The organism is Streptomyces sp. NPDC051776 (genome assembly GCF_040681345.1).
Classification (GTDB): Bacteria; Actinomycetota; Actinomycetes; order Streptomycetales; family Streptomycetaceae; genus Streptomyces.
Genome location: NZ_JBFAYQ010000012.1, coordinates 1 through 22,788 on the forward strand (window position 1 = coordinate 1; position 22,788 = coordinate 22,788).

Sequence of the window (22,788 nt, forward strand, 5' to 3'; positions counted from 1 at the left end):
TACCCCCTATAACAACACACATTAAAACCCACTCTTTCCCTACACTCCGCTCGCCCCTTGCCCGCTGGTCCCCCCTCCGGGGGCCCGGGGGCCGCGAGGCCCGGGGGGGGGGCCCGGGGGCCGGGTCGGGGCCCGGTACAGCGGAAGTCCGGGCGGATCTACGCGCCTACGCCGCAACGGCCGCCGTGGCGCGGCGGGTCAGCGCGAGCGACCTCCCATCCGATCCGGCAGGGCATGGACGGCACTTCAGGCCGCGAGGCCCAGCGCCGCCATCCGCTTGGTGTGGGCCTCGGTGATCCGCGAGAACATCTTGCCGACCTCGGCCAGGTCGAAGCCGTCGGCGACCCCGCCCACGAGCATCGTCGACAGCGCGTCGCGGTCCGCCACGACCCGCTGCGCCTGGCTGAGCGCCTCGCCCATCAGCCGCCGCGCCCAGAGTGCCAGCCGTCCTCCGACCCGCGGCTCCGCCTCGATGGCGGCGCGCACCTTCTCGACGGCGAAGGAGGCATGGCCGGTGTCGTCGAGGACGCGGAGCACCAGGTCACGGGTGTCGGTGTCCAGGCGGGCCGCCACTTCCCGGTAGAAGTCGCTCGCGATCGAGTCCCCGACATACGCCTTGACCAGGCCCTCGAGCCAGTCCGATGGAGCGGTCTGGCGGTGGAACTCGTCCAGTGCGGCCGCGAAGGGCGCCATGGCTTCGGTCGGGGAGGTCTCGATCGCCGCGAGACGGTCCCGCAACTGCTCGAAGTGGTGGAATTCCGCGGAGGCCATCTTCGCCAACTCCGCCTTGTCCTCCAGGCTGGGCGCCAGCTTGGCGTCCTCGGCGAGCCGCTCGAATGCCGCCAGCTCGCCGTACGCCAGGGCGCCGAGAAGGTCGACGACGGCCGCCCGGTACTGCGGGTCGGCGGATGCCTGCGCCCAGTTCCGGGCGGCGATTCCCGTGTGATTCCCTTCACTCCCGGTCTCGATTCCGGCGGGGGCGGTGGTCTCGTCAGGCGTCTCCATGAAGCGCACAATAGCCCGCTCGTGGCCGTGCGGAAGTCCCTGGTCAGGCAAGTGCGACACGGCGGGCTACACGAATGACCCAACACGTGTGCGCGAATCCGGGGTATGGTGGTAAAGAACCCACCGCGCATACGGTGGGTGCTCTGATGAATGCGGATGCCCGGTCGGTGGCCCGATCGGCTCCGACCGACAGCCCTCCCCGCGGGACGTGCACCGTGCGCGTACCGCTGAGCGAGGGGCCCGCTCGCGGTGCGAGTGGATGTGCGAGAGCCAGTGGTCCTGCGCCAATGACGGCCACCCACGGCCGACTGAATTCCGGGCGCGGTACGACCCTCCTCGCCTTCTGCCGCCGCGTTTCACAGAAGAGGCAAAATCCTGACTACGTTCCGAGAACTCGGGATCCTTTCCGAGACAGCCGAAGCCCTCGAGGCAGTCGGCATCACGACTCCCTTCCCCATCCAGGAGATGACGCTCCCCGTCGCGCTTTCCGGCAGCGACGTCATCGGCCAGGCCAAGACCGGAACCGGCAAGACGCTCGGTTTCGGCCTTCCGCTGCTGGAGCGCGTCGTCGTTCCCGCGGACGTCGAGGCGGGCCGGGCCGAGCCAGGCGCGGCCGGCGAGAGCCCGCAGGCGCTCGTGGTCGTCCCGACCCGCGAGCTGTGCCAGCAGGTGACCAACGACCTCCAGACCGCGGGCAAGGTCCGTAACGTCCGTGTGCTGTCGATCTACGGCGGCCGGGCCTACGAGCCCCAGATCGAGGCCCTGAAGAAGGGCGTCGACGTGGTCGTCGGCACTCCGGGCCGGCTGCTGGACCTGGCCGGTCAGAAGAAGCTGCGGCTCTCCGACGTCAAGGTGCTCGTCCTCGACGAGGCCGACGAGATGCTCGACCTGGGCTTCCTGCCGGACGTCGAGAAGATCATCCAGCAGCTCCCCGTCAAACGTCAGACGATGCTGTTCTCCGCGACGATGCCGGGCCAGGTCATCTCGCTGGCGCGGCGTTACATGTCGCAGCCCACGCACATCCGGGCCACCGCCCCGGACGACGAGGGCGCCACCGTCGCGAACATCACGCAGCACGTCTTCCGCGCGCATTCGCTCGACAAGCCGGAGCTGGTGACCCGCGTCCTCCAGGCCGAGGGCCGCGGGCTGTCGATGATCTTCTGCCGTACCAAGCGCACGGCGGCCGACATCGCCGAGCAGCTCTCGCGGCGGGGCTTCGCTGCCGGCGCCGTCCACGGCGACCTCGGCCAGGGGGCGCGCGAGCAGGCGCTGCGCGCGTTCCGCAACGGCAAGGTGGACGTCCTGGTGTGCACCGATGTCGCCGCACGTGGCATCGATGTCGACGGCGTCACGCACGTCATCAACTACCAGTCGCCCGAGGACGAGAAGATCTACCTGCACCGCATCGGCCGTACGGGCCGTGCGGGCCGGTCGGGTACGGCCGTCACTCTGGTCGACTGGGACGACGTCCCGCGCTGGAAGCTGATCAACAAGGCGCTGGACCTGCCGTTCGACGAGCCGGAGGAGACGTACTCCACCTCCGAGCACCTGTACGAGATGCTGAGCATCCCCCAGGGCATCACGGGCGTCCTGCCCAGGGCCGAGCGGACCCGCGCGGGTCTTGCGGCCGAGGAGATCGAGGACCTGGGCGAGACCGGCGGCCGCGGCCGGCGCGGCGGACGGGGCTCCGCCGCCGTGGAGGAGCGGCCGAAGCGCACGCGGACGCCACGGGCGCGCCGCCGTACGCGCGGCGGGCTCCCTGTGGGCGATGACACGGCGGCCGCCGTCCTCGATGCCGCGCATTTCGCCGCGCCGAAGGCCGAGGGCCCGGAGACCGGGTCCGCCGACTCACCGGACGACGCGCCCAAGCGTCCGCGACGCCGCCGTCGTACGCGCGGTGGTGCGGCCGCTGCCGAGGGCGCGGCCCCGGCCGCGGGGACGGCACCCGCGAAGGCGCCGGAGGCGAACGCGGAGGGCTCGGACGGCGAGGAGGCACCGAAGCCCCGTCGTCGCCGCCGGACCCGCTCCCGTGCCGCCACTTCGGAGAGCTGACCGCGCCGAAGTCGCATGTGTCGTCGGCCCGCACCCCGCCAAGGGGGTGCGGGCCGACGGCTGCCATGGCCCGTCACGGCCTTCACGGCCCTTCAAGGCCCGGCCGATCGCAACACGCCTTGGGACGAGCTTTCGGTGCCGCGCCCGCCCCGCACGGGCGCGGACGCCGGGGCGGACGCGGACGCGGCACGCAGCGACGTCGACGTCCCGGTGACGCCCTGCCGTCACATGAGCCGGATAGCCTCATCCGCATGAGCAGGCCGCCCTCTCTCGCCCTCCCCCCGTGCGCCCGCGCACACCGGCTCCGCACCTCCCGCGGCGACTTCGCCGTGCACGAGGCCATGCCCCCCGCCGGAACGCCCCCGCGCGGCCATGCGCTGCTCGTGCCCGGCTTCACCGGCAGCAAGGAGGACTTCATTGCGCTGCTGGAGCCGCTGGCGGTGCGCGGCTTCCACGTCGTCGCCGTGGACGGCCGCGGCCAGCACGAGTCCGAGGGGCCGCACGACGAGAGCGCCTACGCCCAGGAGGAGCTGGCGCAGGACGTCCTCGCGCAGACGGCGGCAGCATTCGACGGCGAGGAGCCGGTGCATCTGCTCGGGCACTCCCTCGGGGGCCTGATCACCCGGGCCGCACTGATCAAGGACCCGTCCCCGTACGCCTCGTTCACGATCATGAGCTCAGGCCCCGGGGCCATCGCACAGGACCAGCAGCAGCGCACCCGCATGCTCATCGGCGCCCTCGTCGATCCGAAGACAGACATGGAGTGGATCTGGCGCGCGATGCGTGCACTGGACCCGCCGGAGGCTCCCGAGGCGTCGACGCCGCGGGAGGTCGCCGAATTCCTCCACCGCCGCTGGCTGAACACCGTGCCCGAGCAGCTCGTCGCGACCGGCCGGCAGCTCATCGGCGAGCCGGACCGGGTGGTGGAGCTGGCCGCCGTCCCGCTGCCGAAGCACGTGCTGTCCGGGTCGGTCGACTACGCGTGGCCCATCGCGTGGATGGACGACATGGCGGTACGCCTGGGAGCCCGCCGCACTGTGATCGAGGGCGCCGAGCACTCCCCCGGCGCCGAGCGCCCGGAGCCCACGGCTCGCGCGCTCGCCGACTTCTGGGAGCGGCCCGGCCCTGCGGGAGCATCTTGAGGACCCCGCATCCTGGTGCCGCCCCGCCAGGCCCCGCTCGCCGCCCTGGCGCGGCCGTCCGCTGCGTTGCCGGACCCTCCGGGTAGGCCCACTGCGAGAACGATCCGGCGCCTGCATCCGACCGCCGCACCAGGACACCTCGCTACCGGGCGAACCTCGTCGGGGCGCCCTAGAGCTGAGCCTGCAGGTGCTCCCAAAAGCCGTCCCGCAGCGCCCGCCGCAGATCGGCATGGCCGCGCAGTGAGCGCTGGAGCAGCCCTTCGGCCTCGATCAGCAGCTCCTGGTCGGTCGTGCCGGGCAGGTACGGGTGGCCGGGGAGGAGTTCGGCGAGTGTGTCCCGGCCGCGCTCGAGCAGCCACTGGGCGGCGATCCGCGCCCCGACGAACCGCATGTCCTTGACGCCCGGCCGCGGCCCCGCCGCGCCCCCGGCCGCCGCCTCGTCGTACGGGGCGGTCCGCCGCGTCACGTACGGCTTGCAGAAGTCGAGATCGAACATCCGCTGACTGTCGACCTCCCAGAGCAGGGGGTCGGCCTGGTTGCGGCCGGTCAGCGCCTCGATGCCCCACAGATGCACCCGGGCGCCGTAGGCCTGCGCAGCCTCGACCGCCGACACCAGGTCCTCGTCACCGCCTATGAGGACGGCATCGCTGATGGCGCGATTGCGGGCGAGGGTCTCCAGGTCCGTACGGATCAGGGAGTCGACGCCCTTCTGCTGGTTGTTGGCGTTGAGGTTGCCCAGCCTGACCTTGACGTCGGGGAGCTCGGCGATCCGCTGCTGCTCGGTGGTGTGGAGGCGGCGCCGTGCACCGTCGTACCAGTACACGCGCAGCAGCCGGCTGTCGGGGAAGATCGTCCGGGCCTTGTCGATGAACGCCTCGATGAGTCCTTCGGCGTCGAGCTCGAACCCCCGCCGGTCCTCGTCCCCGGCGACGAGCCTGCCGATCGCCGCGTAGAGATAGCCGGCGTCCACGAAGATCGCGTGGATGGACGGGGTGGTCGACACCTTGGCGAGCACGCGCTGGAGCAGCTCGTTGGTCCGCTCGATTCCCGCAGCAACCGCGGAGAGGTCGGCATGGGGCCCCAGGGGCTCTGCGTTCGTCATGACGAGGCTCATTGTTCGGGCGGCCCGCCGATGACACAACCTGTCGCCCTACCGAAGGGTAGTTATACGGCTGAAAATTTTCGTTAGCGTAGGGAATTTTTGCATGGTGCATCTCGGTTGACACCTGCAGAACCTGCAACACAGATGTATGCAATCCATCCTTAACAGTCGGATAGCCACCCGACTCGGCGGAACTCACCGCGGACAACCGCCCAGCAGTTCTCCTGCAGGAGGAACGGACGAAGGGAAAAGCCATGCGCTTCGAGATCATGCGCCTCGACGACATCGACGGTGCCGCCGTCGACAGCACGGTCGTGGATGCCGCCTCCGTCGACCGGATCGTGCAGCAGGCCGCTGCGTCCGGCCAGCGCATCTACATCCGCCCGGCCGAGACCGTGGTCCGGTAACTCTCGAGTGATCAGCGCCGCAGCTCCATCGCACGACGACGCACGACGGGCCCGCGAACACGCAGCGACGAGCCCGGTGACGCACGACGACAGCGCCCCCGTACGACGGTGTACGGGGGCGCTCGCGGGTCTCCGCGGGCCCGGGGACCCGCCGGGCGGTGGCGGGTCAGGCGCCGCTTTCCGCGGGCCCGCGACCGCGCGGGCAGCGGCGGTCAGGTGCCGTTGATCACCTGTGTGACGCCGTTGATGATCTGCTGCACCGCCAGGGCCGACAGCATCATTCCGGCCAACCGCGTCACCAGCACCACACCGCCGTCCTTGATCACTCGGATGATCAGCAGCGAGTAACGCATCGTCAGCCACAGCACGATGTGCATCGCCACGATGGCCAGCCAGACAGACACCTGTTCCGCCGCACCGTCCGCGCGCTGCACCGCGAGGATCACCGACACGATCGCGCCGGGCCCGGCCAGCAGCGGCATGCCGAGCGGCACCAGCGCGGCGTTCACGTCCTTGGTCTGGGCGGGCTCCTCCGACTTCCCCGTCAGCAGGTCGAGCGCGATGAGCAGAAGCAGCAGACCGCCCGCGATCATCAGCGCGGGCACCGACACATGCAGATAGTCGAGGATCTGCTGCCCGCAGAGACCGAAGACCGTGATGACACCGAAGGCGACGGCCGCCGCCTGCAGCGCCATCCCGCGCTGGATCTTGGCCGGGCGGCCCGAGGTCAGGGCCAGGAAGATCGGGGTGATCCCCGGCGGGTCCATGATGACGAAGAGCGTGACGAAGAGGGATCCGAAGACGGCGAAGTCGAACACGATGATGTGGCCTTGCGATAACGGGGGTTCGCGGCACGCGCGCACCGCGGGCGGACAGATCGGGGGCAGAAGCGAGGAAGAAGCCGGGGGAGCAGCCGTTCAGGCCCTGCCGCCCGCGCCGGGTACGGGGAAGGCACCCGTCGCGCGGCGCACGATCTCGGCGTAGACCTCGGGGTCCGTCGTGAACTCCCCGAGGCGGCAGGCCTTGCGTTCGCCGTGGTAGTCGCTGGAGCCGGTGGGCAGCAGACCCAGGTCGGCCGCGAGGCCGTGCAGTCGCTCGCGCGTCGCAGCGTCGTGGTCCATGTGGTCGGCCTCGATGCCGTCGAGTCCGGCGGCGGCCAACTCCGCCATGGCGCGCTCGGGCACACACGCGCCGCGTTGGGCGGCGAGCGGGTGGGCGAAGACGGTGACCCCGCCCGCGGCCTTCACCAAGCGGATCGCCTCGAACGGGTCGAGCTCGTGCTTCTCCACGTACGCGCGGCCGCCCCCCGCCAGCCAGTCCGGCGTGAAGGCGTCGGAGACGCTGTCGACGACGCCCAGTTCGACCAGCGCGGTGGCCACGTGAGGGCGTCCGACGGCGCCGTCCCTCGCGATCTCGGCGACCCGCTCCCAGGTGACGGGCACCCCGAGGTCGCGCAGCTTGCCGACCATGGCCTGTGCGCGGGGCACGCGGTCGTCCCGTACGAGTTCGCGCTCGCGCGCCAGCTCCGGCTCCTCGGGGTCGAAGAGGTACGCCAGCATGTGCAGCGACACCCCGTCCAGGCGGCAGGACAGCTCCGCGCCCGTGACCAGCGTCAGCCCCTCGGGCAGCGCGGCAGCCGCCTCCGCGTGCCCGCCCACGGTGTCGTGGTCGGTGAGCGCGACGACGTCGAGCCCGGCCCCGGCAGCATGCCGTACGAGCTGGGCGGGGGTGTCCGTGCCGTCCGAGGCAGTGGAGTGGGTGTGCAGGTCGATGCGCACGGCACGGCTCCAAACTGCGAGGGACGGACGGGGACGCTCCAGGATAACCGCGCCGGGCCCGCCCCCGGCCGGCCGGTCCCAGCCCCTGACGCACGCGGGGACCGGGCAGGGCAAGCAGGCTGCGCGCGGCACCCCCGCGCGCTCGGTGGTCAGGAGTGGTCAGGAAAGGATGCGGGGCGAGAGCGCCCCACAGGGCACCATCTCGACCTCCGCACCGGCGTCGCGCAGATCGGTGAGAACCAGCTCGTCGTACAGCAGCAGGCCGGACTGCTCCGGCCAGAGGATCGCCCACAGCCACAGCCCCCTGGCCTCGCCCGCGAACACCGCACGGTTCGAGGGCGCGCTCTCGACGTGCCAGAGCGGCGTGGGGCGGCCGGCCGCGTGCACCTTCACATGGGGCGACCGGTCCACGGCAATGTGGGGTCCCGGGTCGGGACCCGGGATGCCGGCATAGCGCGCCCCGAGCCCGACACCCAACTCCTCGGCGACCAGCAGCATTTCACCCATGCCCCCGACCGGGCCGGGGCCGGAGCAGGCGACCGCGGTCGCACGGCCGCCGGTGCGGTCGTCGCCCGCGGTGGCCACACCGGTGAACAGCCAGCCGAGCGGCAGCGGCCAGGGCATCCAGACCGGCACCTCGGCCCGGTTCACGACGACGCCGAGCGCTTCGACGCTCGGCGGGATGACCGGCTGCAGCGGGTGCACCGTGCCGTGCACATCACACTGCCATGAATCGGAGAAGAGGCCGGGCGCGCGGACCCGGCCACCGCACTTCGGGCAACTGGGTTCGCCCCTCATAGGCCCCAACGGTCCTACCCCTCCGTGCTCGCGTCAAGGACGACCAGCGGTTCCGTCTCCGCGTCAAGAACGATCACCCGTCCGGAGCCCGGGGGCCGCCGGGACGCCCGTGGATTCAGTCCAGCGGCACCCCGGCGCGCAGCGGATCGCGCAGGTCTGTGCCGTACGTCAGCCAGCGCTTCTCCAGCGCGCCCGCCCCGTGGATCCGTTTCCAGGCAGCCTCGTTGGGAGTCATGGGCAGCAGCGGCAGGAAGCGGACGGGGTCCACCGGCGCGGGCATCTCCAGGTCCTCGACCAGGCCGCCGGATTCGGCCACGAGCACCGAGGTGAACTGCGCCTGCGGCCACAGCGGCTCACCCAGGTCGAGCGAGGCGCCGGGCGCCACGACGACCGCCTCGACCTGAGGCGAGGCGGCGAGGACGGCGAGGGGCCGGAGCACCTGGTCGGTGTCGACGCGACCGGCCCGTACGGACAGAAGCAACTCGGCGCGCGGGCCGCGGAGGGGGTCCGCGAGGGCGGCCGCGGGATCGGTCATCGGCTGGGCGGACATGCCGAGTGTGGCGTAGCGCACCACCCCGCCGTCGCCGGAGACATCCGTGAAGCGGAGGATCTCGATGCGATCGGTGCCGAGGAAGGTGACGGCCGCCCGCCCGTCCGGCTCGCCGAGTGCGGTGAGCAGCCGGGCCTCGACCAGTCCAAGAACATCTGACATGGCGTGAGCATAGAACGCGTATACAGGAGGCAAAGGAGCGACTGGGCGCCCGGTGGGCTGATACTGTTGACCGCTGGTTCAGGGCAGCACGCAGCGCATCGCTGACGGTCCTGCCGACCAGTCAGTCTCGCGGCGCGTCGCCGCGATCGGTGCTTCCCCTACGGGGGACCGGCCGGAGGAGGTGGGACTGCGGTGGATCCGAGTCGACCGTGCAGTACCAGCAGCCCTTCCGTGCCCTGCACCGTCACCGCACCCGCGGCCTGACCTACCCCGCAGCCCCGCGGCGAAACCACTGAGTTTCCACCGGGGCGCATCGGGATTCGCGGACGCCGGAAGAGCCATTCACGTCTCACACCGAACCAGCGTCACGCCGTCACCGCGGCGCAGCGGTGTCGTCCGCTTTGCCGACGTACGATGCCGTACGTCCGCATTCCGGGCGGCAGTGCCCGTCCGCCGCCGACGGCCGGCCCGTGAAGGAGCCAGCCATGTCGATGATCCGCGAACTGCGCGCAGTCGTCCGTCCCGCCCTGCGCCGGGGCCACACCGGCTACGGACCGGGCGCCGGCGACCCCGCCGGAGTCCTCTCCTCGGTGGTGGACTGCGCGGTCTACCGGGACGGTGCCCGCGTCAAGGACCACCTCACCCCGCACGAGGCGCTGGAGCGCGCGCGCTCGGACGGCGGCTTCGTCTGGATCGGTCTGCACGAGCCGAACGAGCAGGAATTCTCCGGTATCGCCGCCGAGTTCGGCCTGCACCCGCTCGCCGTCGAGGACGCGGTGCACGCCCATCAGCGGCCGAAGCTGGAGCGTTACGACGACTCTCTTTTCACCGTCTTCAAGACCATTCACTATGTGGAGCACACCGAGCTCACCGCGACCAGCGAGGTCGTCGAAACGGGCGAGGTGATGTGCTTCACCGGACGGAACTTCATCATCACCGTCCGGCACGGCGGGCAGGGCTCGCTGCGCGCCCTGCGCCACCGGCTCGAGGACGACCCCGAACTCCTCGCCAAGGGCCCCTCCGCGGTGCTGCACGCCATCGCCGACCAGGTCGTCGACGGCTACATCGCGGTCGCCGACGCCGTGCAGGACGACATCGACGAGGTGGAGATCGCGGTCTTCAGCTCGACGCCCGGCCGCGGTGCGGCGCGCGGTGCCGACGCGGGGCGCATCTACCAGCTCAAGCGGGAGGTCCTGGAGTTCAAGCGGGCCGTCTCCCCGCTGCTGCGTCCGATGCAGCTGCTGAGCGAGCGGCCCATGCGGCTGGTCGACCCGGACATCCAGACGTACTTCCGCGATGTCGCCGACCACCTCGCGCGGGTCAACGAACAGGTGGTGGCCTTCGACGACCTGCTCAACTCGATCCTCCAGGCCAACCTGGCGCAGGCGACGGTCGCGCAGAACGAGGACATGCGCAAGATCACCGCCTGGGCGGCGATCATCGCCGTCCCCACGATGATCTGCGGGGTCTACGGCATGAACTTCGACTACATGCCGGAGCTCAAGTGGAAGTACGGCTACCCGCTGGTGATGGCCCTGATCTTCACCATCTGCTTCTCGATCCACCGCGGCTTCAAGCGCAACGGCTGGCTGTAGTCGGCGAGTTCGTCCCGTGCGTGTGACGTGGTCGGTCCCTCACCTCTCCGTGCGAGGGACCGGCGGCGGGGTGCGGCGGCGGTCTCCCCTGATCACCAGCGCCAGCCCGGCGAGGATCACGGCGAGCGCGGGGTAGGCGGCGGCCTGCGGCATCTGGCCGAGCCACACCGCCGCGATCAGGGCCGCGCCCGGGGTCTCCAGCAGTACGGCCGTCGAAGTGACCGACGGACCGAGGCAACGGACAACCCGGTTGAGCAGCGAGTGGCCGAGGAACTGCGCGGCGACGGTGAGCAGGGCGAGTTTCAGCCATGCCCCGCCGCTGTACCCGGCGACGGCGGACCCGGACACCAGACAGGTCACCAGCAGCAGCGCGGCCGTCGTGGCGTAGCAAACGTAGGTGTACGCCGTGGTGCTGACGCTGCGCCGGACCGCGGACCCGATCAGGACGTATCCGGCCGCCGCCATGCCGCCGCCCAGCGCGAGCGCGTCGCCCCCGAGCGCGCGCGGGGACAGCGACAGATCGATACCGGTCAGGAGCACGACACCGAGGAACGCGACGGCCGTGCCCGCCCAGACGAGACGGGGCAGCCGGTGCCCGCGCATGCGCAGCAGGAGCGTGGTCCAGATCGGTGTCGTCGTCACCAGCGCGGTCGAGGAGGCCACCGAGGTGAGGTGGAGGCTGGGCAGCCACAGCCCGAAATGCACCGCGAGCAGGGCGCCCGAGGTTGCGGACAGCAGCAGCGTCCTGCCGCCCATGCCCCTCAGCTCGGCCCGGTGCCGCAGCAGCGCGACGGGCGACAGCGCGCCGACCGCCATCGCGTTTCGCCAGAACGCGATGGCCAGGGCGGGTGCCGCGGTCGCGGCGATGAGTGGCGCGGAGAACGAGATCCCGGAGACAGCGACCGCGAGGAGCAGCAGATCGAGCCGTGCCGGCGAGGAGAGGACGCCGGGCGTGGACAGGGTCGCGGGCGGCGCCTGATCACGCTGCTGGGCTGGGCTGCGGCGCACGGGCTCCTCGCGTGGGATCAGGGACGGAACCCCACCAGCGTAAGGGGCATGCCCGGGCCACGGAACTGACTGTCGGCCGCCTGGACGGCCCCCTGAGCCGTACCGCCCACGGGATGAGGGGCACACGTCCGGCGGGGCGGAGGCGAACACCCCGTCAGGGGCGGGGGTTTACGGCAGGGGCGGGGGTTTACGGCAGGGGCGGGGGTGTACGGCAGGGGCGGGGGTGTACGGCAGGGCCTTCCCGGGCGCGGCACCCCAGAAGCGCGAGCCCCGCCGGGCGGCCGGGCTCTCCGGGCGGCGGGCTCTTTGGACGGCGGGCGGCCGGGCTCTCCGGGCAGCGGGCAGCGGTCGGCCGGCCATCCGGGCGGCGGGCGGCGGGCGGCCCGCTCTCCGGGCAAGGCAGCGGGCAGCGGTCGGCCGGCTCTCCGGACGGCGGGCGGCGGGCGGCGGGCGGCGGGCGGCCGGGCTCTCCGGGCGGCGCGGCATAAGCTGAGCGCCATGACGCAGACGACCCTCATGGACCGTGCCCTCATCGAGGAGGCCACCAAGAAGTCCGGCCTCATCTGGGTCCAGGGCGACGGCGCCGAAGCGCCGCCGCGCGCCCTGTGGCACGTATGGCACGAGGGCGCCGCCTGCCTCGTGGGCGACGGCCCAGGCGAGCAGCCGTTCACCGGTCTCGCCCTCACCGACGGCGGGTCCGCCACCGTGACCGTGCGCAGCAAGGACAAGGGCGGCCGTCTGATTGCCTGGCACGCGCGCGTCAGCGAACTCGCCTCCGGTAGCGAGCGGTGGGAGGCCGCCGTGGCGGAACTCAAGGGGAAGCGGCTCAACACCCCGGACGCCGAGCAGGTGACCGAGCGCTGGGCCCGGGAGTGCCGCGTTCTGTGCCTGGAGCCGGACGGCTCCACCGCAGGACTGCCCGACGGCTCGCTGGCGGCCGCACCGGCCACAACCCCGGCGACCACGCGCAGGCCCATCCCGGCTGCCCTGCCCAGGCTGCTGCGCCGCGGGCGGGGGAAGCGCGCCTGAGGACCGGGCGCAGGGCGCGCCGCGCCGCCGAACGGCCCCCGCCCGCCGGTCAGTTGCCCGTCGTGATCTGCTTGCCGTAGTCGACGATGTGGTCCTTGTTCGGCGCCTTGAGGGTGAAGTCCCTGTTCCAGTCGGTGAGTTCGAGAACGCCGGCACCTCCCGCCCGCTGCAGCCGCAGGGGATACGGCGTCCCCTTCAGTGACACGTCGAGCGCACCGCCGTCCCCGTCCCCGTCCCCGTCCCCGACGGTGATGCGGACCGTACGGTACCCGGCGACCGTGCCGCGCTCGCCCGTCTCCAGGCCGCCGCGCAGCTCGAGCAGCCCGTCCATCAGCAACTCCATGTCGGTGAAGCCGCTGAGCTGCTTGTACGCGGGGTCGCCCGGGGGCACCTTGACGTACTTGTCGCCGAGCTTGCTGGCCGCCGCCTCGTCCGACTTGGAGGGCTGTCCGCCCCCCTCCTGACTGGCCCAGAAGTCGGCGTCGGCCTTCAGATAGAGATCGTTGCCGACCCGCAGCATCTCGAAGGTCTTGCCCTTGGTGGAGACCTGGCCTATGCCGCCGCCCTGCTCGCCCCGCTTCAGCCGCATGTCGAGCTTGTACGTGCGCCCCTGCGTGACGACGCTGCCCGAGAGCCGTACCGAACCCGCCCTCCCGGCCGCGGTGAGAGCCCTGTGCTCGATCTTCTGCGGCGACAGCTTCCCGACGCCGTTCGTCCCGGCGTCGGGGTCCTCCTCCGCACACCCCACGACCCCCACGGCGAGCGCCGTGCACACCGCTCCCACGAGCGCGGCGGTCCGTGTGCGGGGCAATGCAGTCACGTCGGTCATGCCTCCTGGTCGGCGGGGCCTCGGCAGCAGACGCAGCGTACCGGGGCAGTCGGAGCCGCACGGGGGCGACCGCCCCTCCGCCCGTTCCAGGTGCGTGACACTCGCCATATTCGGACCGACGATCACCCATCGCGCTTTCCGGAGGCCGCCTCCCGAGCCGTACCATCGGGGCATGGCTACCGACACACCCACAGGCTCCGCGCCCGCCGAGGACGCGGTCCGCGCCGCGCTCGCCACGGTGAACGACCCGGAGATCCACCGCCCCATCACCGACCTGGGGATGGTCAAATCGGTGGAGATCGCGGCGGACGGGGCGGTGGCTGTCGGCATCTATCTGACGGTGTCCGGCTGCCCTCTGCGCGAGACCATCACGCGCGAGGTCACCGACGCGGTCTCGAACGTCGAGGGCGTGACCGGGGTCAGCGTCGACCTGGACGTGATGAGCGACGAGCAGCGCCGCGAGCTGGCGGCCTCGCTGCGCGGCGGCCAGGCCGAGCGCGAGGTGCCCTTCGCCAAGCCGGGTTCGCTGACCCGGGTCTACGCGGTGGCCTCCGGCAAGGGCGGTGTCGGCAAGTCCTCGGTGACGGTCAACCTCGCGGCGGCCATGGCACGGGACGGGCTGAAGGTCGGCGTCGTCGACGCGGACATCTACGGCCACTCGGTGCCGCGCATGCTGGGTGTGGAGGGCCGTCCCACCCAGGTCGAGAACATGATCATGCCTCCGTCCGCGAACGGCGTGAGCGTCATCTCCATCGGCATGTTCACCCCCGGCAACACACCCGTCGTCTGGCGCGGTCCGATGCTGCACCGCGCCCTCCAGCAGTTCCTGGCCGATGTGTGGTGGGGCGACCTGGACGTCCTGCTGCTCGATCTGCCGCCGGGTACGGGCGACATCGCGATCTCGGTGGCCCAGCTCGTACCGAACGCCGAGATCCTGGTGGTGACGACACCTCAGCAGGCGGCGGCCGAGGTCGCCGAGCGCGCGGGTTCGATCGCCGTCCAGACCCACCAGAAGATCGTCGGTGTCGTCGAGAACATGTCGGGCATGCCCTGCCCGCACTGCGACGAAATCGTCGATGTCTTCGGCACGGGCGGCGGTCAGCGCGTCGCCGAGGGGCTGACGCGGACCATGGGCGCCGAGGTGCCGGTACTGGGCGCCATTCCGATCGATGTCCGGCTGCGAGAGGGCGGCGACGAGGGCAAGCCGGTCGTCATCACCGACCCGGACTCCCCGGCCGGCAGTGCGCTGCGCTCGATCGCGGGCAAGCTGGGCGGGAGGCAGCGCGGGCTGGCGGGCCTCTCCCTGGGCATCACGCCGCGCAACAAGTTCTGACCGCTGCTCCGGCGCTCGCGCCGGTCGGACGGAGGACGCACACACGAAGGGCCCGGTCCTGGGGAGGTTCCGGGCCCATCGTGGAGGTGCACGAGCGCTGGGGCGCGTGACTGCGCGGAGCACCCCCGCGTGCGCGTGCGGAGCGCAATGACGGCGGGGCGCGGGTGCACGCGGTGACCGCCCCCGCCCGGCGACCCGATCAGTGGTCGTACGCGGACAGGTCCTTGATCACCGAGAAACCCAAGCCGTATGCGCTCATCCCCCGCCCGTACACGCCGATGTGCACCCCGGTATTGCCGCCGCTCACCGAGCGGCCGTCGGCCGCGTCCGTCGAACCCGCAAGCAACCAGCCGAACTCGGACTCGCGGTAGTGGAATCGCGTCGGAACGCCGTCCACCGGCAGCGACAGGGTCGTCCAGTCGGACCCGTCGATGTCGTCGGCCAGCTCCCAGGCGGCCGCCAGCTGCTGCTCCAGCCATTTGTCCCGCAGATGGCGCTCGATCTGCGCGGGCCAGGTGCACGCGAGCAGTCCGGATCCCGCGAGCCAGGCCGCGGAGGAGACCGAGGTGGCGTCCATGACGCCCGTGCCGTCCGCGCTCTCGCGCACCGGACGCCCGGCGACCGTGACCACCACGGCGAAGCGCTGCTTGTCCTGCTCGCCGTCGGCGCGCAGGGCCGGCTCCTCACCGTGTCCGGTGGAACCGTGTTCGACCGTGCCGTCGGAGGCCGTGCCCACCTGCATCAGCCAGCGCGGCCCCGAGAACGCCTCGTCCAACCCGTACCAAGGGAAATCCGCGAGCAGATAGCCGTCAAGGCTTCGGCGAACGCCCGCCAGATCCTCCTGGGGCGTTCTTCCGGCCTCCACATCGTCGGACGTGCTGGGCGCACTGAGCGCGCCCCGCGCCCCTACCCGACCCGTCGTGTCCATGTGCGTGGTGCCTCCTCGTTGCCCCTCCGTCTGAGGGCGGACCGCACAGGCGGCGTCACCCCGGACACTGGGAGGATAGCCACACTGGTCGGTTCAGTCGGACATACGGTGGGATCAGGTGGCGTCGGCGTCGAAGGGCGGACGTTCGCCCGGATCGAGGTCCTGATGCTTACGCAGCAGGTCGGAACCGCCCGCCGACCCGCCCGACGATGACCCGCCTGCCGCAGAACGATCGCTCTCCCGGCCGTGCACCGCATCCGTCACCTCCGAGACCTCCTTGCGGAAGTCGAAGCCGTTCCGGATCTCCTTGAGGCCGAGGTCGTCGTTGTCCATGAGCTGCTTGCGGACGAACGTCCTGGGGTTGAGGTCCTCGAACTCGAAGTCCTTGAACTCGGGGCCGAGCTCGGAGCGGATGTCCGCCTTGGCGTTCTCGGAGAAGTGACGGATCTTGCGGATGAAGCCGGAGACGTCCTGGATCACCTTGGGCAGCTTGTCCGGGCCGAAGACCAGCACAGCAAGGATCACGAGCGCGACCAGCTCGAGTGTGCCTATGTCATTGAACACCGTGCAGCTCCTTGAGATGTCCGCGGCCTGCAGGTCGGTGAGGGCCCGGGCCCCGTCCACGGTACCCGGACCGGCGCGCCTGCCGGTACCACGGTGGATGGTACGGACACCGATACCACCGCATCAGCCTCCGCTCGCCGAGCCGAGGGTCAGCTCGAGCGAGCGCTTCCCGCCGTCCCGTTCCAGCGTCAGCTTCAGCCGGTCGCCGGGGCGGTGGCTGCGGATCTTCACGATCAGCTCCTCACCGCTGTGCACCCGGTCCCCGTCCACCTCCGTGATGACGTCCCCGGGTTCGACCCCGGCCCTGTCCCCCGGTCCGCCGCGCTTGACCGGGGTACCGCCGCTGCGCTCGGTCCGGACACGCGCGCCGTCGCCCGCGTACTCCAGGTCCAGCGTCACGCCGATGACGGGGTGAGCGGCCCGGCCCTCGTTGATCAGCTCCTCGGCAACGCGCTTGCCCTGGTTGACCGGGATCGCGAAGCCGAGGCCGATACTGCCGCCCTGGGCGCCGTCCAGATTGCCCGAGCCGCCGTCCGCGCCCCGGATGGCGCTGTTGATGCCGATGACGCGGCCCTTGGAGTCGACCAGCGGACCGCCGGAGTTGCCGGGGTTGATCGGGGCGTCGGTCTGCAGCGCGTCGACGTAGGCGATGTCGCTGCCGTCGCCCTTGTCGCCGCCCGCGGTGATCGGACGCTCCTTCGCGCTGATGATGCCGGTGGTGACGGTGCCCGCCAGGTCGAACGGAGCTCCGATCGCGACGACCGGATCGCCGACGCGTACGGCGTCGGAGTTCCCGAGCGGCAGCGGCTTGAGGCCCGAGACACCGCGAACCCTGACAACCGCGAGGTCGTAGCCGGAATCGCGGCCGACGATCTCGCCGCGGGCCACCTCGCCGCCGCTGAAGGTCACCGATATCTCGCCGCTCCGCGAGGCGGGCTCCACGACGTGGTTGTTGGTGAGGATGTGGCCTCGCTCGTCGAGCACGAAGCCGGTCCCCGTCCCCTGCCGGCCCGCCCCTTCGACATGGAGCGTGACGACACCGGGCAGCGCGGCCCCGGCGATCCCGGCGACACTCTGCGGATCGCGGTCGCGGTCACCCGGTTCGGCGGCGGCCTGCGGCAGTTCGACCTCGGCGATGCCGCCGTTGCGCTCGATGTACGCACCGATCCCGCCGCCGATGCCCCCGGCGACGAGCGCGAGCAGGACCGCGCCGATGAGGAGGCTGCCCCTGCGCGATGCCGGGCGAGGCGGCTCCGGCAGGCCGGGCCGGGTGGCGGAGATGATGCCGCCCGTACGGACGGGCGAGGCCGCCCACGGGTCGTAACTCTGCGACTGGTGCGGGCTGTTGGCGGCACCCGATATGACCTGCGGGGCGGGCGCGGGCAGTTGGGTGCCGTGGGCCGGGGTCCGCGAAGGAGCGGTGGGCGGGGGAAGCTGGACGTCGCCGCCCCGGGTGGCATGGGGCGCCTGGTTCTGATGATGCACCGGGGGCTTCCGGTCCTCGGGCCCCGGCGCCGGGCCCGAAGGGGGCAGGGGAGCCGTGGCGACGGGTGGTGCCTGCGTCCCCAGGGCGGGCGGCGGCAGTTGGTCGGGCACGGCTTGCGCGCCCACCATCGGGACCGGCGGGATCGGCGTCCCGTGGGCGGGTGTGGTGGCCGGGTGCTGCACGGGCGGCGCCGGTGCCCAGGGGCCTGGCTGTCCGTACGGCGGAGTTCCGTACGGGTCCGGTGCGTCGCGCGGCTGCGGTACGTCGGGGGCGGACGCGGGGGCACCACGCGCCGCGAAGGCCCCGGCTGTGGTGGCACCTGCCCCCGTCGGGGCATCCGCCTGCATCGAGGTTGCCTGCATCGGGGCGTCCCGCTGCATCGAGGCGTCTGCCGTGGAAGCGTCTGCCTCCGGAGCACCTGCTGTGGTGCCGTCGGCTGCCGGGTCACCTGCTGTGGTGGCATCTGCCGTGGGGCGCCCGGCAGTCGGGGAGTCGGTCGGTACCGCACCCGCAGCCGCCTCGGCGCTGCCGTCTGCGGGGTCCTGCGCCTGCGCGAGCCCGGTAGTGCCGGGCGAAGGGACGTCCGAGATGGAGCAGGTATCGCCGTTCCGCGGGGCCATGCTCCCGACGGCACGCGTCTCATCCGCGGCAGGCGCGGCCGGCACGCCGTCACCGCCCTCGTCAGGCACCTGCGCCTCGCCCGCTGCCGCCGCGCCGGCACCGCACTCCTGCGGGGTTGCGGCACCGGAGCCCTGAGCCGCCCTGGCACCCGGGGTACGCCGGGGCCGGCTCCACCACTTCGGCTTCGGTTCGGTGGCCTTCCCCTCGTCCGCGGCGCGGGCCGTCTCGCCAACTGGTCCGCACCAGCGGCACCGTGGCGATTCAATCAGGTCGCGCCGCGCCGGCGCAGGCACCCTGCACCGGAACGCACATGACCCGTACCGGGGAAACCCAGCTTCCGGTTGCTCGGCGCGTCGGTCAGTGCTCCGGAGTGGAGGACGGCAGCGCCACATGATCGTGTGCCGGCGCCGCGGGCGTGCCCGCCGGGGAGATCTGGAGGGCGGCGCTCCCCACGTCGCCGGCCGTCGGGGCGGCCAGTGGTGACAGGGCGGTCGTCATCGGCAGCATCGGCGGGAAGTAGTGGTGCACGCCGAAGAGCGGTTGGCCGGAGACCCGGGCACCAGACTCCATCGCGGGGGCGGACAGCAGAGAAGGGCGGCCGTCCGAAGCGGACGCCGCTAGCAGTGCGTCACCGCCCTGTACGGAGGCGGTGCCGTCCGCCCCCGCAGCGGCCGTACGCGCCGGAGTCGCGGTCGCGCCGGATCCCTCCCCCCGCCCCGAGGCGGACTCGACCGCCGCCTCCAGCGGCAGGGCACCACCGAGCGCGAGTGCGGCGAGCGACACCGCGCCGGCCGCGGCGAAAGCGAACCGCCTGCCGCGCGAAGCCGAGCGCTCGACGTCATGGAAACGGAAGGCACTGGCCCTGGCGCGTCCGTGGTCTCCCGCGGGCACATAGGCGAACCCGCCCGCGCGGACCCCGAAGACTCCACCGGAGCCGAACGAGCCCTCCGTCCCCGGACCACCCGGACCACCCGGAGGGCCCGGACCGTCGTCACCGGTGCCGGGAAGGCCCTGCAGCCGGGCGAGCAACCCCTCCGAGGGCGGCGGCGGAGCGGTCTGTGCGAAGACACTCTTCAACCGCCGCTGGGCGTCGGCCTCCGCTTTGCATTTCGCGCAGGTCGCCAGATGCGCAAGCACCCGCTCGCGCGCATCGTGCTCGAGCTCTCCGTCGACCAGCGCGGCCAGGCGGTCGCCCAGATGCTGCTCGGCGTGGCTCGTGCCGCCGGATCCGGTCACGCCGTCCCGCCCTCCTCGGTGACCCCCGGGACGACGGTGGCAAGAGAGCGCTGCTGCTCCGCACGAGCCTCGGGGGACCGGTGCTTGAGCGCCTTGCGCAGATGGGAGCGTCCGCGGTGGATCCGGCTGCGGACCGTGCCGAGCTTGACGCCCAGCGTCGCGGCGATCTCCTCGTAGGACAGCCCCTCGATGTCGCAGAGAACCACGGCGGCGCGGAACTCCGGCGCGAGGGTGTCGAGCGCCTGCTGCACATCGGCGTCGAAGTGACTGTCGTGGAAGTGCTGCTGGGGCGAGGGCTCGCGGCTGGCGAGCCGCTCGGCGGCGTCGTCGGCGAGAGCGTCGAAGCGGATGCGCTGGCGGCGCCTGACCATGTCCAGAAAGAGATTGGTGGTGATGCGGTGCAGCCAGCCCTCGAACGTGCCGGGCGTGTACGTGGACAGCGAGCGGAAGACCCGGACGAAGACCTCCTGGGTGAGGTCCTCGGCATCGTGCTGGTTCCCGGTCAGGCGGTAGGCGAGGCGGTAGACCCGTGCGCTGTGCGTACTGACGATCTCCTCCCAGGTGGGAGGCGTCCACGCCTGCGCAGCCGCCTCGTCACCGAAAGACGCTGCAGTGGAGAAAGTCGCGGTCGTCGGTGCGGAGTCGGTGGTGGCGCCGGAACGCTCAGCGGTGTTGGTCACGGATTTCGGCTCGCCGGCCGACCTGCGAAAGCGCCTCAGCACCCCTCGGTCACCCGCCGCAGCCGCACCTCCCCTGTCGGCTCTGGTGGTGTCCAGTAGAGCCCCTACCATATCCGCCTCGCCCGTTAGCTCCGGATAAGGATCTTTGACCCTCATTTTGGCCACTGCTCCCCCGTCCCTTTTCTTTTCCCCCGCCTCCTGTAACGCCCGGTGCCATCAGCGGGTTCCCGTGCCAGCGGATACAGTCACGGGTGCGTCAACTACGGGGACAGGAGAGGGTCATTACCGGCAACCGGCAGACGAGCTGGGCGTTCGCCGATGCGTTCGTCGCCGAGGACGAGGCTCTGCGCTGGGCCCGCGACCGGGCCAGGGAGGCAGGCCTGCGCTCGGTGTCGGCCGGCACCGGCGCTGCGCTGCGCCTGCTCGCCGCCGCCGCGGACGCCAAGGCCGTCGCCGAGATCGGGACCGGCACCGGGGTGTCCGGCATCCACCTTCTGCACGGCATGCGCCCCGATGGGGTGCTGACCACGGTCGACACCGAGCCCGAGCGGCAGCAGTTCGCGCGGCAGGCGTTCCGTGCCGCGGGCTTCGCCGGGAACCGCGCGCGCTTCATCCCCGGCCGTGCGCTCGACGTCCTCCCCCGCCTCGCGGACGGCGGTTACGATCTCGTCTTCTGCGACGGCGACCGGATGGAATGCCTCGACTATCTCGCGGAATCCCTGCGCCTGCTGCGGCCGGGCGGACTGGTGATCTTCGAGGGCGTCTTCGCCGACGGCCGGACCGTGGACTCCGCCGCCCAGCCCGCCGAGATCCAGCGGCTGCGCGAACTGCTCCGCGCCGTACGGGAGAGCACGGCTCTGCTGCCGTCGCTGCTGCCGGTCGGCGACGGCCTGCTCTGCGCGGTCAAGCGCGGCTGACGCCCCGCGCCGAATCGCGGGCGCGCACGCCGGGCAGCCGCCACCTGCGACCGGCCCGGCCCCGTAACCAGCCGACCGCACGAACGGCACGAACGTACGACGGGCCCGCCGCATACCGGACCGGGAGCACGGATGATTCCGCCGGGCAGGGACGACGCTGCCCCGGCGGACGCCGCACGTGTTTGCTCGGCATCCGCCGGGGCAGCGGAAGGTGGTGTGGCCCTGCGCCCTAGCCGACGACCTTCTTCAGGGCGTCGCCGAGCGCATCGGCCTCGTCCGGTGTCAGCTCGACGACGAGCCGACCGCCGCCTTCGAGCGGAACGCGCATGACGATGCCCCGCCCCTCCTTGGTCACCTCGAGCGGGCCGTCACCCGTCCGCGGCTTCATGGCCGCCATGCTCGTTCCCCTTCCTGAAACCAGCTCATCCCAGCCGACGGCCCCATGACAGGCAGCGTCACCGGCATCGAACAGATTGCTTCCAGGCCATTATCCCGCATGGCGGGACCCGATGACCAACATCGGTATGCATCCCTTCTGCAACGCGCTTTCACAAAACCACTCAATTCGGGGATCGAGCTGCGATACTTCGCGCCCCCGCCGCCCGCGTGCACCCCCGGCCGGTTTGACGGAGGTCACATGTCCGCCGCCGACGATCTCCGTCATGCTGTCCGTGACCGACCGCTCACGCCGTACGCCGCCCGAGCCGCAGGGGGCGGCACCACCGCTACGAAGGGGACTGACTCCATGGCCGACTCCGTGCTGTACGAGGTGACCGACGGGCTCGCGACGATCACGCTGAACCGTCCGGACGCCATGAACGCCCTGAACATCGAGACCAAGGTCGCCCTCCGCGACAGCCTGCGGCAGGCCGCGGACGACCCTGCCGTACGGGCAGTCCTGCTGATCGGGACGGGGCGCGCGTTCTGCGTCGGCCAGGACCTCAAGGAGCACATCGGCCTGCTGGCGACCGCTCACGAGACCGGTACCGGCGACACGATGACGACCGTGCGCGAGCACTACAACCCCATCGTCAGGGCGATCGCGGAGATGCCGAAACCGGTGGTGGCCGGGGTCAACGGAGTGGCGGCCGGCGCCGGGGCGGGCTTCGCCTTCGCCGCGGATCACCGGGTGGTCGCGGACACCGCCGCTTTCAACACCTCGTTCGCCGGGGTCGCCCTGACCGCCGACTCCGGAGTCTCGTGGACGCTGCCGCGGCTGATCGGCGCGAGCCGGGCGGCGGACCTGCTGCTCTTCCCCCGCAATGTGTCCGCCCGGGAAGCGCTGGAGATTGGCATCGCCAACAAGCTGGTGCCGGCGGACGACCTCGCCGCCGAGGCCACCGCCGTCGCCCGGCGCCTCGCCGAGGGACCGACCGCCGCCTACGCCGCGATCAAGGCCTCCCTCGCCTACGGTGCCGCGCACTCGCTGAGCGAGACGCTGGAGAAGGAGGACGAACTTCAGACGCGGGCCGGTGCGTCGGAGGACCACCGGATCGCCGTGGAGGCCTTCGTGAAGAAGGAGAAGCCGGTCTATCTGGGGCGCTGAACCACCGTCTGCGCGAAGGG

The 22,788-nt window shown here is 71.8% G+C and carries 21 protein-coding genes and 1 pseudogene; 8 read left to right on the plus strand and 14 right to left on the minus strand.

Annotated features, from left to right (window positions below; all coding sequences use genetic code 11):
• Positions 1–246: 246 nt before the first annotated feature.
• Positions 247–1,014, minus strand: coding sequence for a ferritin-like fold-containing protein (locus tag AB0M26_RS12285; RefSeq protein ID WP_365259030.1), 768 nt, complete (start codon positions 1,012–1,014; stop codon positions 247–249).
• A gap of 303 nt (positions 1,015–1,317) precedes the next feature.
• Here AB0M26_RS12285 and AB0M26_RS12290 point away from each other — a divergent pair.
• Together AB0M26_RS12290 and AB0M26_RS12295 are read left to right on the plus strand one after the other, a co-directional pair.
• Positions 1,318–3,054, plus strand: a pseudogene (locus AB0M26_RS12290) (DEAD/DEAH box helicase); the annotation flags it as partial.
• 254 nt (positions 3,055–3,308) lie between these two features.
• Positions 3,309–4,199 carry an alpha/beta hydrolase gene (locus AB0M26_RS12295; protein WP_365258650.1) on the plus strand — a complete coding sequence of 297 codons (891 nt, stop codon included), beginning with the start codon at positions 3,309–3,311 and terminating at the stop codon, positions 4,197–4,199.
• Between the two features lie 169 nt (positions 4,200–4,368).
• On the opposite strand, the gene AB0M26_RS12300 is transcribed toward AB0M26_RS12295, so the two are convergent.
• On the minus strand, positions 4,369–5,301 hold the full coding sequence (locus tag AB0M26_RS12300) for an NYN domain-containing protein (RefSeq protein WP_365258653.1): 933 nt from the start codon (positions 5,299–5,301) through the stop codon (positions 4,369–4,371).
• A 254-nt stretch (positions 5,302–5,555) separates the two neighbouring features.
• Here AB0M26_RS12300 and AB0M26_RS12305 point away from each other — a divergent pair, with 254 nt between their 5' ends.
• Positions 5,556–5,708 carry a hypothetical protein gene (locus AB0M26_RS12305; RefSeq protein WP_365258657.1) on the plus strand — a complete coding sequence of 51 codons (153 nt, stop codon included), beginning with the start codon at positions 5,556–5,558 and terminating at the stop codon, positions 5,706–5,708.
• Positions 5,709–5,920: 212 nt separating this feature from the next.
• Here AB0M26_RS12305 and AB0M26_RS12310 read toward each other — a convergent pair whose 3' ends face one another.
• From AB0M26_RS12310 to AB0M26_RS12325, 4 genes are all read right to left on the minus strand, one after another.
• Positions 5,921–6,526 (minus strand): MarC family protein, encoded by a 606-nt coding sequence (locus tag AB0M26_RS12310; RefSeq protein ID WP_365258660.1) that lies wholly within the window; start codon positions 6,524–6,526, stop codon positions 5,921–5,923.
• 99 nt (positions 6,527–6,625) lie between these two features.
• Positions 6,626–7,486, minus strand: a complete 861-nt coding sequence (locus AB0M26_RS12315) for a PHP domain-containing protein (protein WP_365258663.1) — start codon at positions 7,484–7,486, stop codon at positions 6,626–6,628.
• 159 nt (positions 7,487–7,645) lie between these two features.
• Positions 7,646–8,284, minus strand: a complete 639-nt coding sequence (locus AB0M26_RS12320) for a DUF6758 family protein (RefSeq protein ID WP_365258666.1) — start codon at positions 8,282–8,284, stop codon at positions 7,646–7,648.
• 115 nt (positions 8,285–8,399) lie between these two features.
• Positions 8,400–8,996, minus strand: a complete 597-nt coding sequence (locus AB0M26_RS12325; RefSeq protein ID WP_365258669.1) for a suppressor of fused domain protein — start codon at positions 8,994–8,996, stop codon at positions 8,400–8,402.
• A 485-nt stretch (positions 8,997–9,481) separates the two neighbouring features.
• Between AB0M26_RS12325 and AB0M26_RS12330 the strand changes: the two genes are divergently transcribed.
• Positions 9,482–10,591, plus strand: coding sequence for a magnesium and cobalt transport protein CorA (locus tag AB0M26_RS12330; RefSeq protein WP_365258672.1), 1,110 nt, complete (start codon positions 9,482–9,484; stop codon positions 10,589–10,591).
• A gap of 39 nt (positions 10,592–10,630) precedes the next feature.
• Here AB0M26_RS12330 and AB0M26_RS12335 read toward each other — a convergent pair whose 3' ends face one another.
• Positions 10,631–11,551, minus strand: a complete 921-nt coding sequence (locus AB0M26_RS12335; RefSeq protein ID WP_365259033.1) for a DMT family transporter — start codon at positions 11,549–11,551, stop codon at positions 10,631–10,633.
• A 546-nt stretch (positions 11,552–12,097) separates the two neighbouring features.
• Between AB0M26_RS12335 and AB0M26_RS12340 the strand changes: the two genes are divergently transcribed.
• A complete protein-coding gene (locus tag AB0M26_RS12340) occupies positions 12,098–12,628 on the plus strand; it encodes a hypothetical protein (protein ID WP_365258675.1) in 531 nt (176 codons plus the stop codon).
• A gap of 49 nt (positions 12,629–12,677) precedes the next feature.
• Here AB0M26_RS12340 and AB0M26_RS12345 read toward each other — a convergent pair whose 3' ends face one another.
• Complete coding sequence (locus AB0M26_RS12345; protein ID WP_365258678.1) at positions 12,678–13,457, minus strand: hypothetical protein; 780 nt, start codon at positions 13,455–13,457, stop codon at positions 12,678–12,680.
• Between the two features lie 172 nt (positions 13,458–13,629).
• Between AB0M26_RS12345 and AB0M26_RS12350 the strand changes: the two genes are divergently transcribed.
• Positions 13,630–14,790: an Mrp/NBP35 family ATP-binding protein gene (locus tag AB0M26_RS12350; RefSeq protein ID WP_365258681.1), complete on the plus strand. Its 1,161-nt coding sequence runs from the start codon at positions 13,630–13,632 to the stop codon at positions 14,788–14,790.
• A 199-nt stretch (positions 14,791–14,989) separates the two neighbouring features.
• Here AB0M26_RS12350 and AB0M26_RS12355 read toward each other — a convergent pair whose 3' ends face one another.
• The 5 genes from AB0M26_RS12355 to sigE all read right to left on the minus strand — a co-directional run bounded on the left by AB0M26_RS12355 (position 14,990) and on the right by sigE (position 20,416).
• On the minus strand, positions 14,990–15,718 hold the full coding sequence (locus AB0M26_RS12355) for a hypothetical protein (protein ID WP_365258684.1): 729 nt from the start codon (positions 15,716–15,718) through the stop codon (positions 14,990–14,992).
• A gap of 114 nt (positions 15,719–15,832) precedes the next feature.
• Complete coding sequence (locus tag AB0M26_RS12360; protein WP_365258687.1) at positions 15,833–16,282, minus strand: sec-independent translocase; 450 nt, start codon at positions 16,280–16,282, stop codon at positions 15,833–15,835.
• A 123-nt stretch (positions 16,283–16,405) separates the two neighbouring features.
• Entirely contained in the window at positions 16,406–18,388 is a 1,983-nt protein-coding gene (locus AB0M26_RS12365) for a trypsin-like peptidase domain-containing protein (RefSeq protein ID WP_365258690.1), read from the minus strand.
• A gap of 358 nt (positions 18,389–18,746) precedes the next feature.
• Positions 18,747–19,625 carry a zf-HC2 domain-containing protein gene (locus AB0M26_RS12370; RefSeq protein ID WP_365258693.1) on the minus strand — a complete coding sequence of 293 codons (879 nt, stop codon included), beginning with the start codon at positions 19,623–19,625 and terminating at the stop codon, positions 18,747–18,749.
• Positions 19,622–20,416: an RNA polymerase sigma factor SigE gene (gene sigE, locus AB0M26_RS12375; protein ID WP_365258696.1), complete on the minus strand. Its 795-nt coding sequence runs from the start codon at positions 20,414–20,416 to the stop codon at positions 19,622–19,624. The genes AB0M26_RS12370 and sigE overlap by 4 nt, the downstream gene beginning before the upstream one ends.
• A gap of 140 nt (positions 20,417–20,556) precedes the next feature.
• Here sigE and AB0M26_RS12380 point away from each other — a divergent pair, with 140 nt between their 5' ends.
• Complete coding sequence (locus AB0M26_RS12380; protein WP_365258699.1) at positions 20,557–21,222, plus strand: O-methyltransferase; 666 nt, start codon at positions 20,557–20,559, stop codon at positions 21,220–21,222.
• A gap of 229 nt (positions 21,223–21,451) precedes the next feature.
• Here the strand turns inward: AB0M26_RS12380 and AB0M26_RS12385 are convergent, their stop codons facing one another.
• Complete coding sequence (locus AB0M26_RS12385) at positions 21,452–21,619, minus strand: DUF3117 domain-containing protein (protein WP_003966491.1); 168 nt, start codon at positions 21,617–21,619, stop codon at positions 21,452–21,454.
• A gap of 348 nt (positions 21,620–21,967) precedes the next feature.
• Between AB0M26_RS12385 and AB0M26_RS12390 the strand changes: the two genes are divergently transcribed.
• Positions 21,968–22,768: an enoyl-CoA hydratase-related protein gene (locus AB0M26_RS12390; protein ID WP_365258702.1), complete on the plus strand. Its 801-nt coding sequence runs from the start codon at positions 21,968–21,970 to the stop codon at positions 22,766–22,768.
• Positions 22,769–22,788 lie beyond the last annotated feature (20 nt).

Coding starts and splice junctions, on each gene's coding strand:
- AB0M26_RS12295 (WP_365258650.1), top strand. CDS start 3,309: ATGAGCAGGCCGCCCTCTCTCGCCCTCCCCCCGTGCGCCCGCGCACAC.
- AB0M26_RS12300 (WP_365258653.1), bottom strand. CDS start 5,301: ATGACGAACGCAGAGCCCCTGGGGCCCCATGCCGACCTCTCCGCGGTT.
- AB0M26_RS12305 (WP_365258657.1), top strand. CDS start 5,556: ATGCGCTTCGAGATCATGCGCCTCGACGACATCGACGGTGCCGCCGTC.
- AB0M26_RS12320 (WP_365258666.1), bottom strand. CDS start 8,284: ATGAGGGGCGAACCCAGTTGCCCGAAGTGCGGTGGCCGGGTCCGCGCG.
- AB0M26_RS12325 (WP_365258669.1), bottom strand. CDS start 8,996: ATGTCAGATGTTCTTGGACTGGTCGAGGCCCGGCTGCTCACCGCACTC.
- AB0M26_RS12330 (WP_365258672.1), top strand. CDS start 9,482: ATGTCGATGATCCGCGAACTGCGCGCAGTCGTCCGTCCCGCCCTGCGC.
- AB0M26_RS12340 (WP_365258675.1), top strand. CDS start 12,098: ATGACGCAGACGACCCTCATGGACCGTGCCCTCATCGAGGAGGCCACC.
- AB0M26_RS12345 (WP_365258678.1), bottom strand. CDS start 13,457: ATGACCGACGTGACTGCATTGCCCCGCACACGGACCGCCGCGCTCGTG.
- AB0M26_RS12350 (WP_365258681.1), top strand. CDS start 13,630: ATGGCTACCGACACACCCACAGGCTCCGCGCCCGCCGAGGACGCGGTC.
- AB0M26_RS12355 (WP_365258684.1), bottom strand. CDS start 15,718: ATGGACACGACGGGTCGGGTAGGGGCGCGGGGCGCGCTCAGTGCGCCC.
- AB0M26_RS12365 (WP_365258690.1), bottom strand. CDS start 18,388: ATGGCCCCGCGGAACGGCGATACCTGCTCCATCTCGGACGTCCCTTCG.
- sigE (WP_365258696.1), bottom strand. CDS start 20,416: ATGGTAGGGGCTCTACTGGACACCACCAGAGCCGACAGGGGAGGTGCG.
- AB0M26_RS12385 (WP_003966491.1), bottom strand. CDS start 21,619: ATGGCGGCCATGAAGCCGCGGACGGGTGACGGCCCGCTCGAGGTGACC.
- AB0M26_RS12390 (WP_365258702.1), top strand. CDS start 21,968: ATGGCCGACTCCGTGCTGTACGAGGTGACCGACGGGCTCGCGACGATC.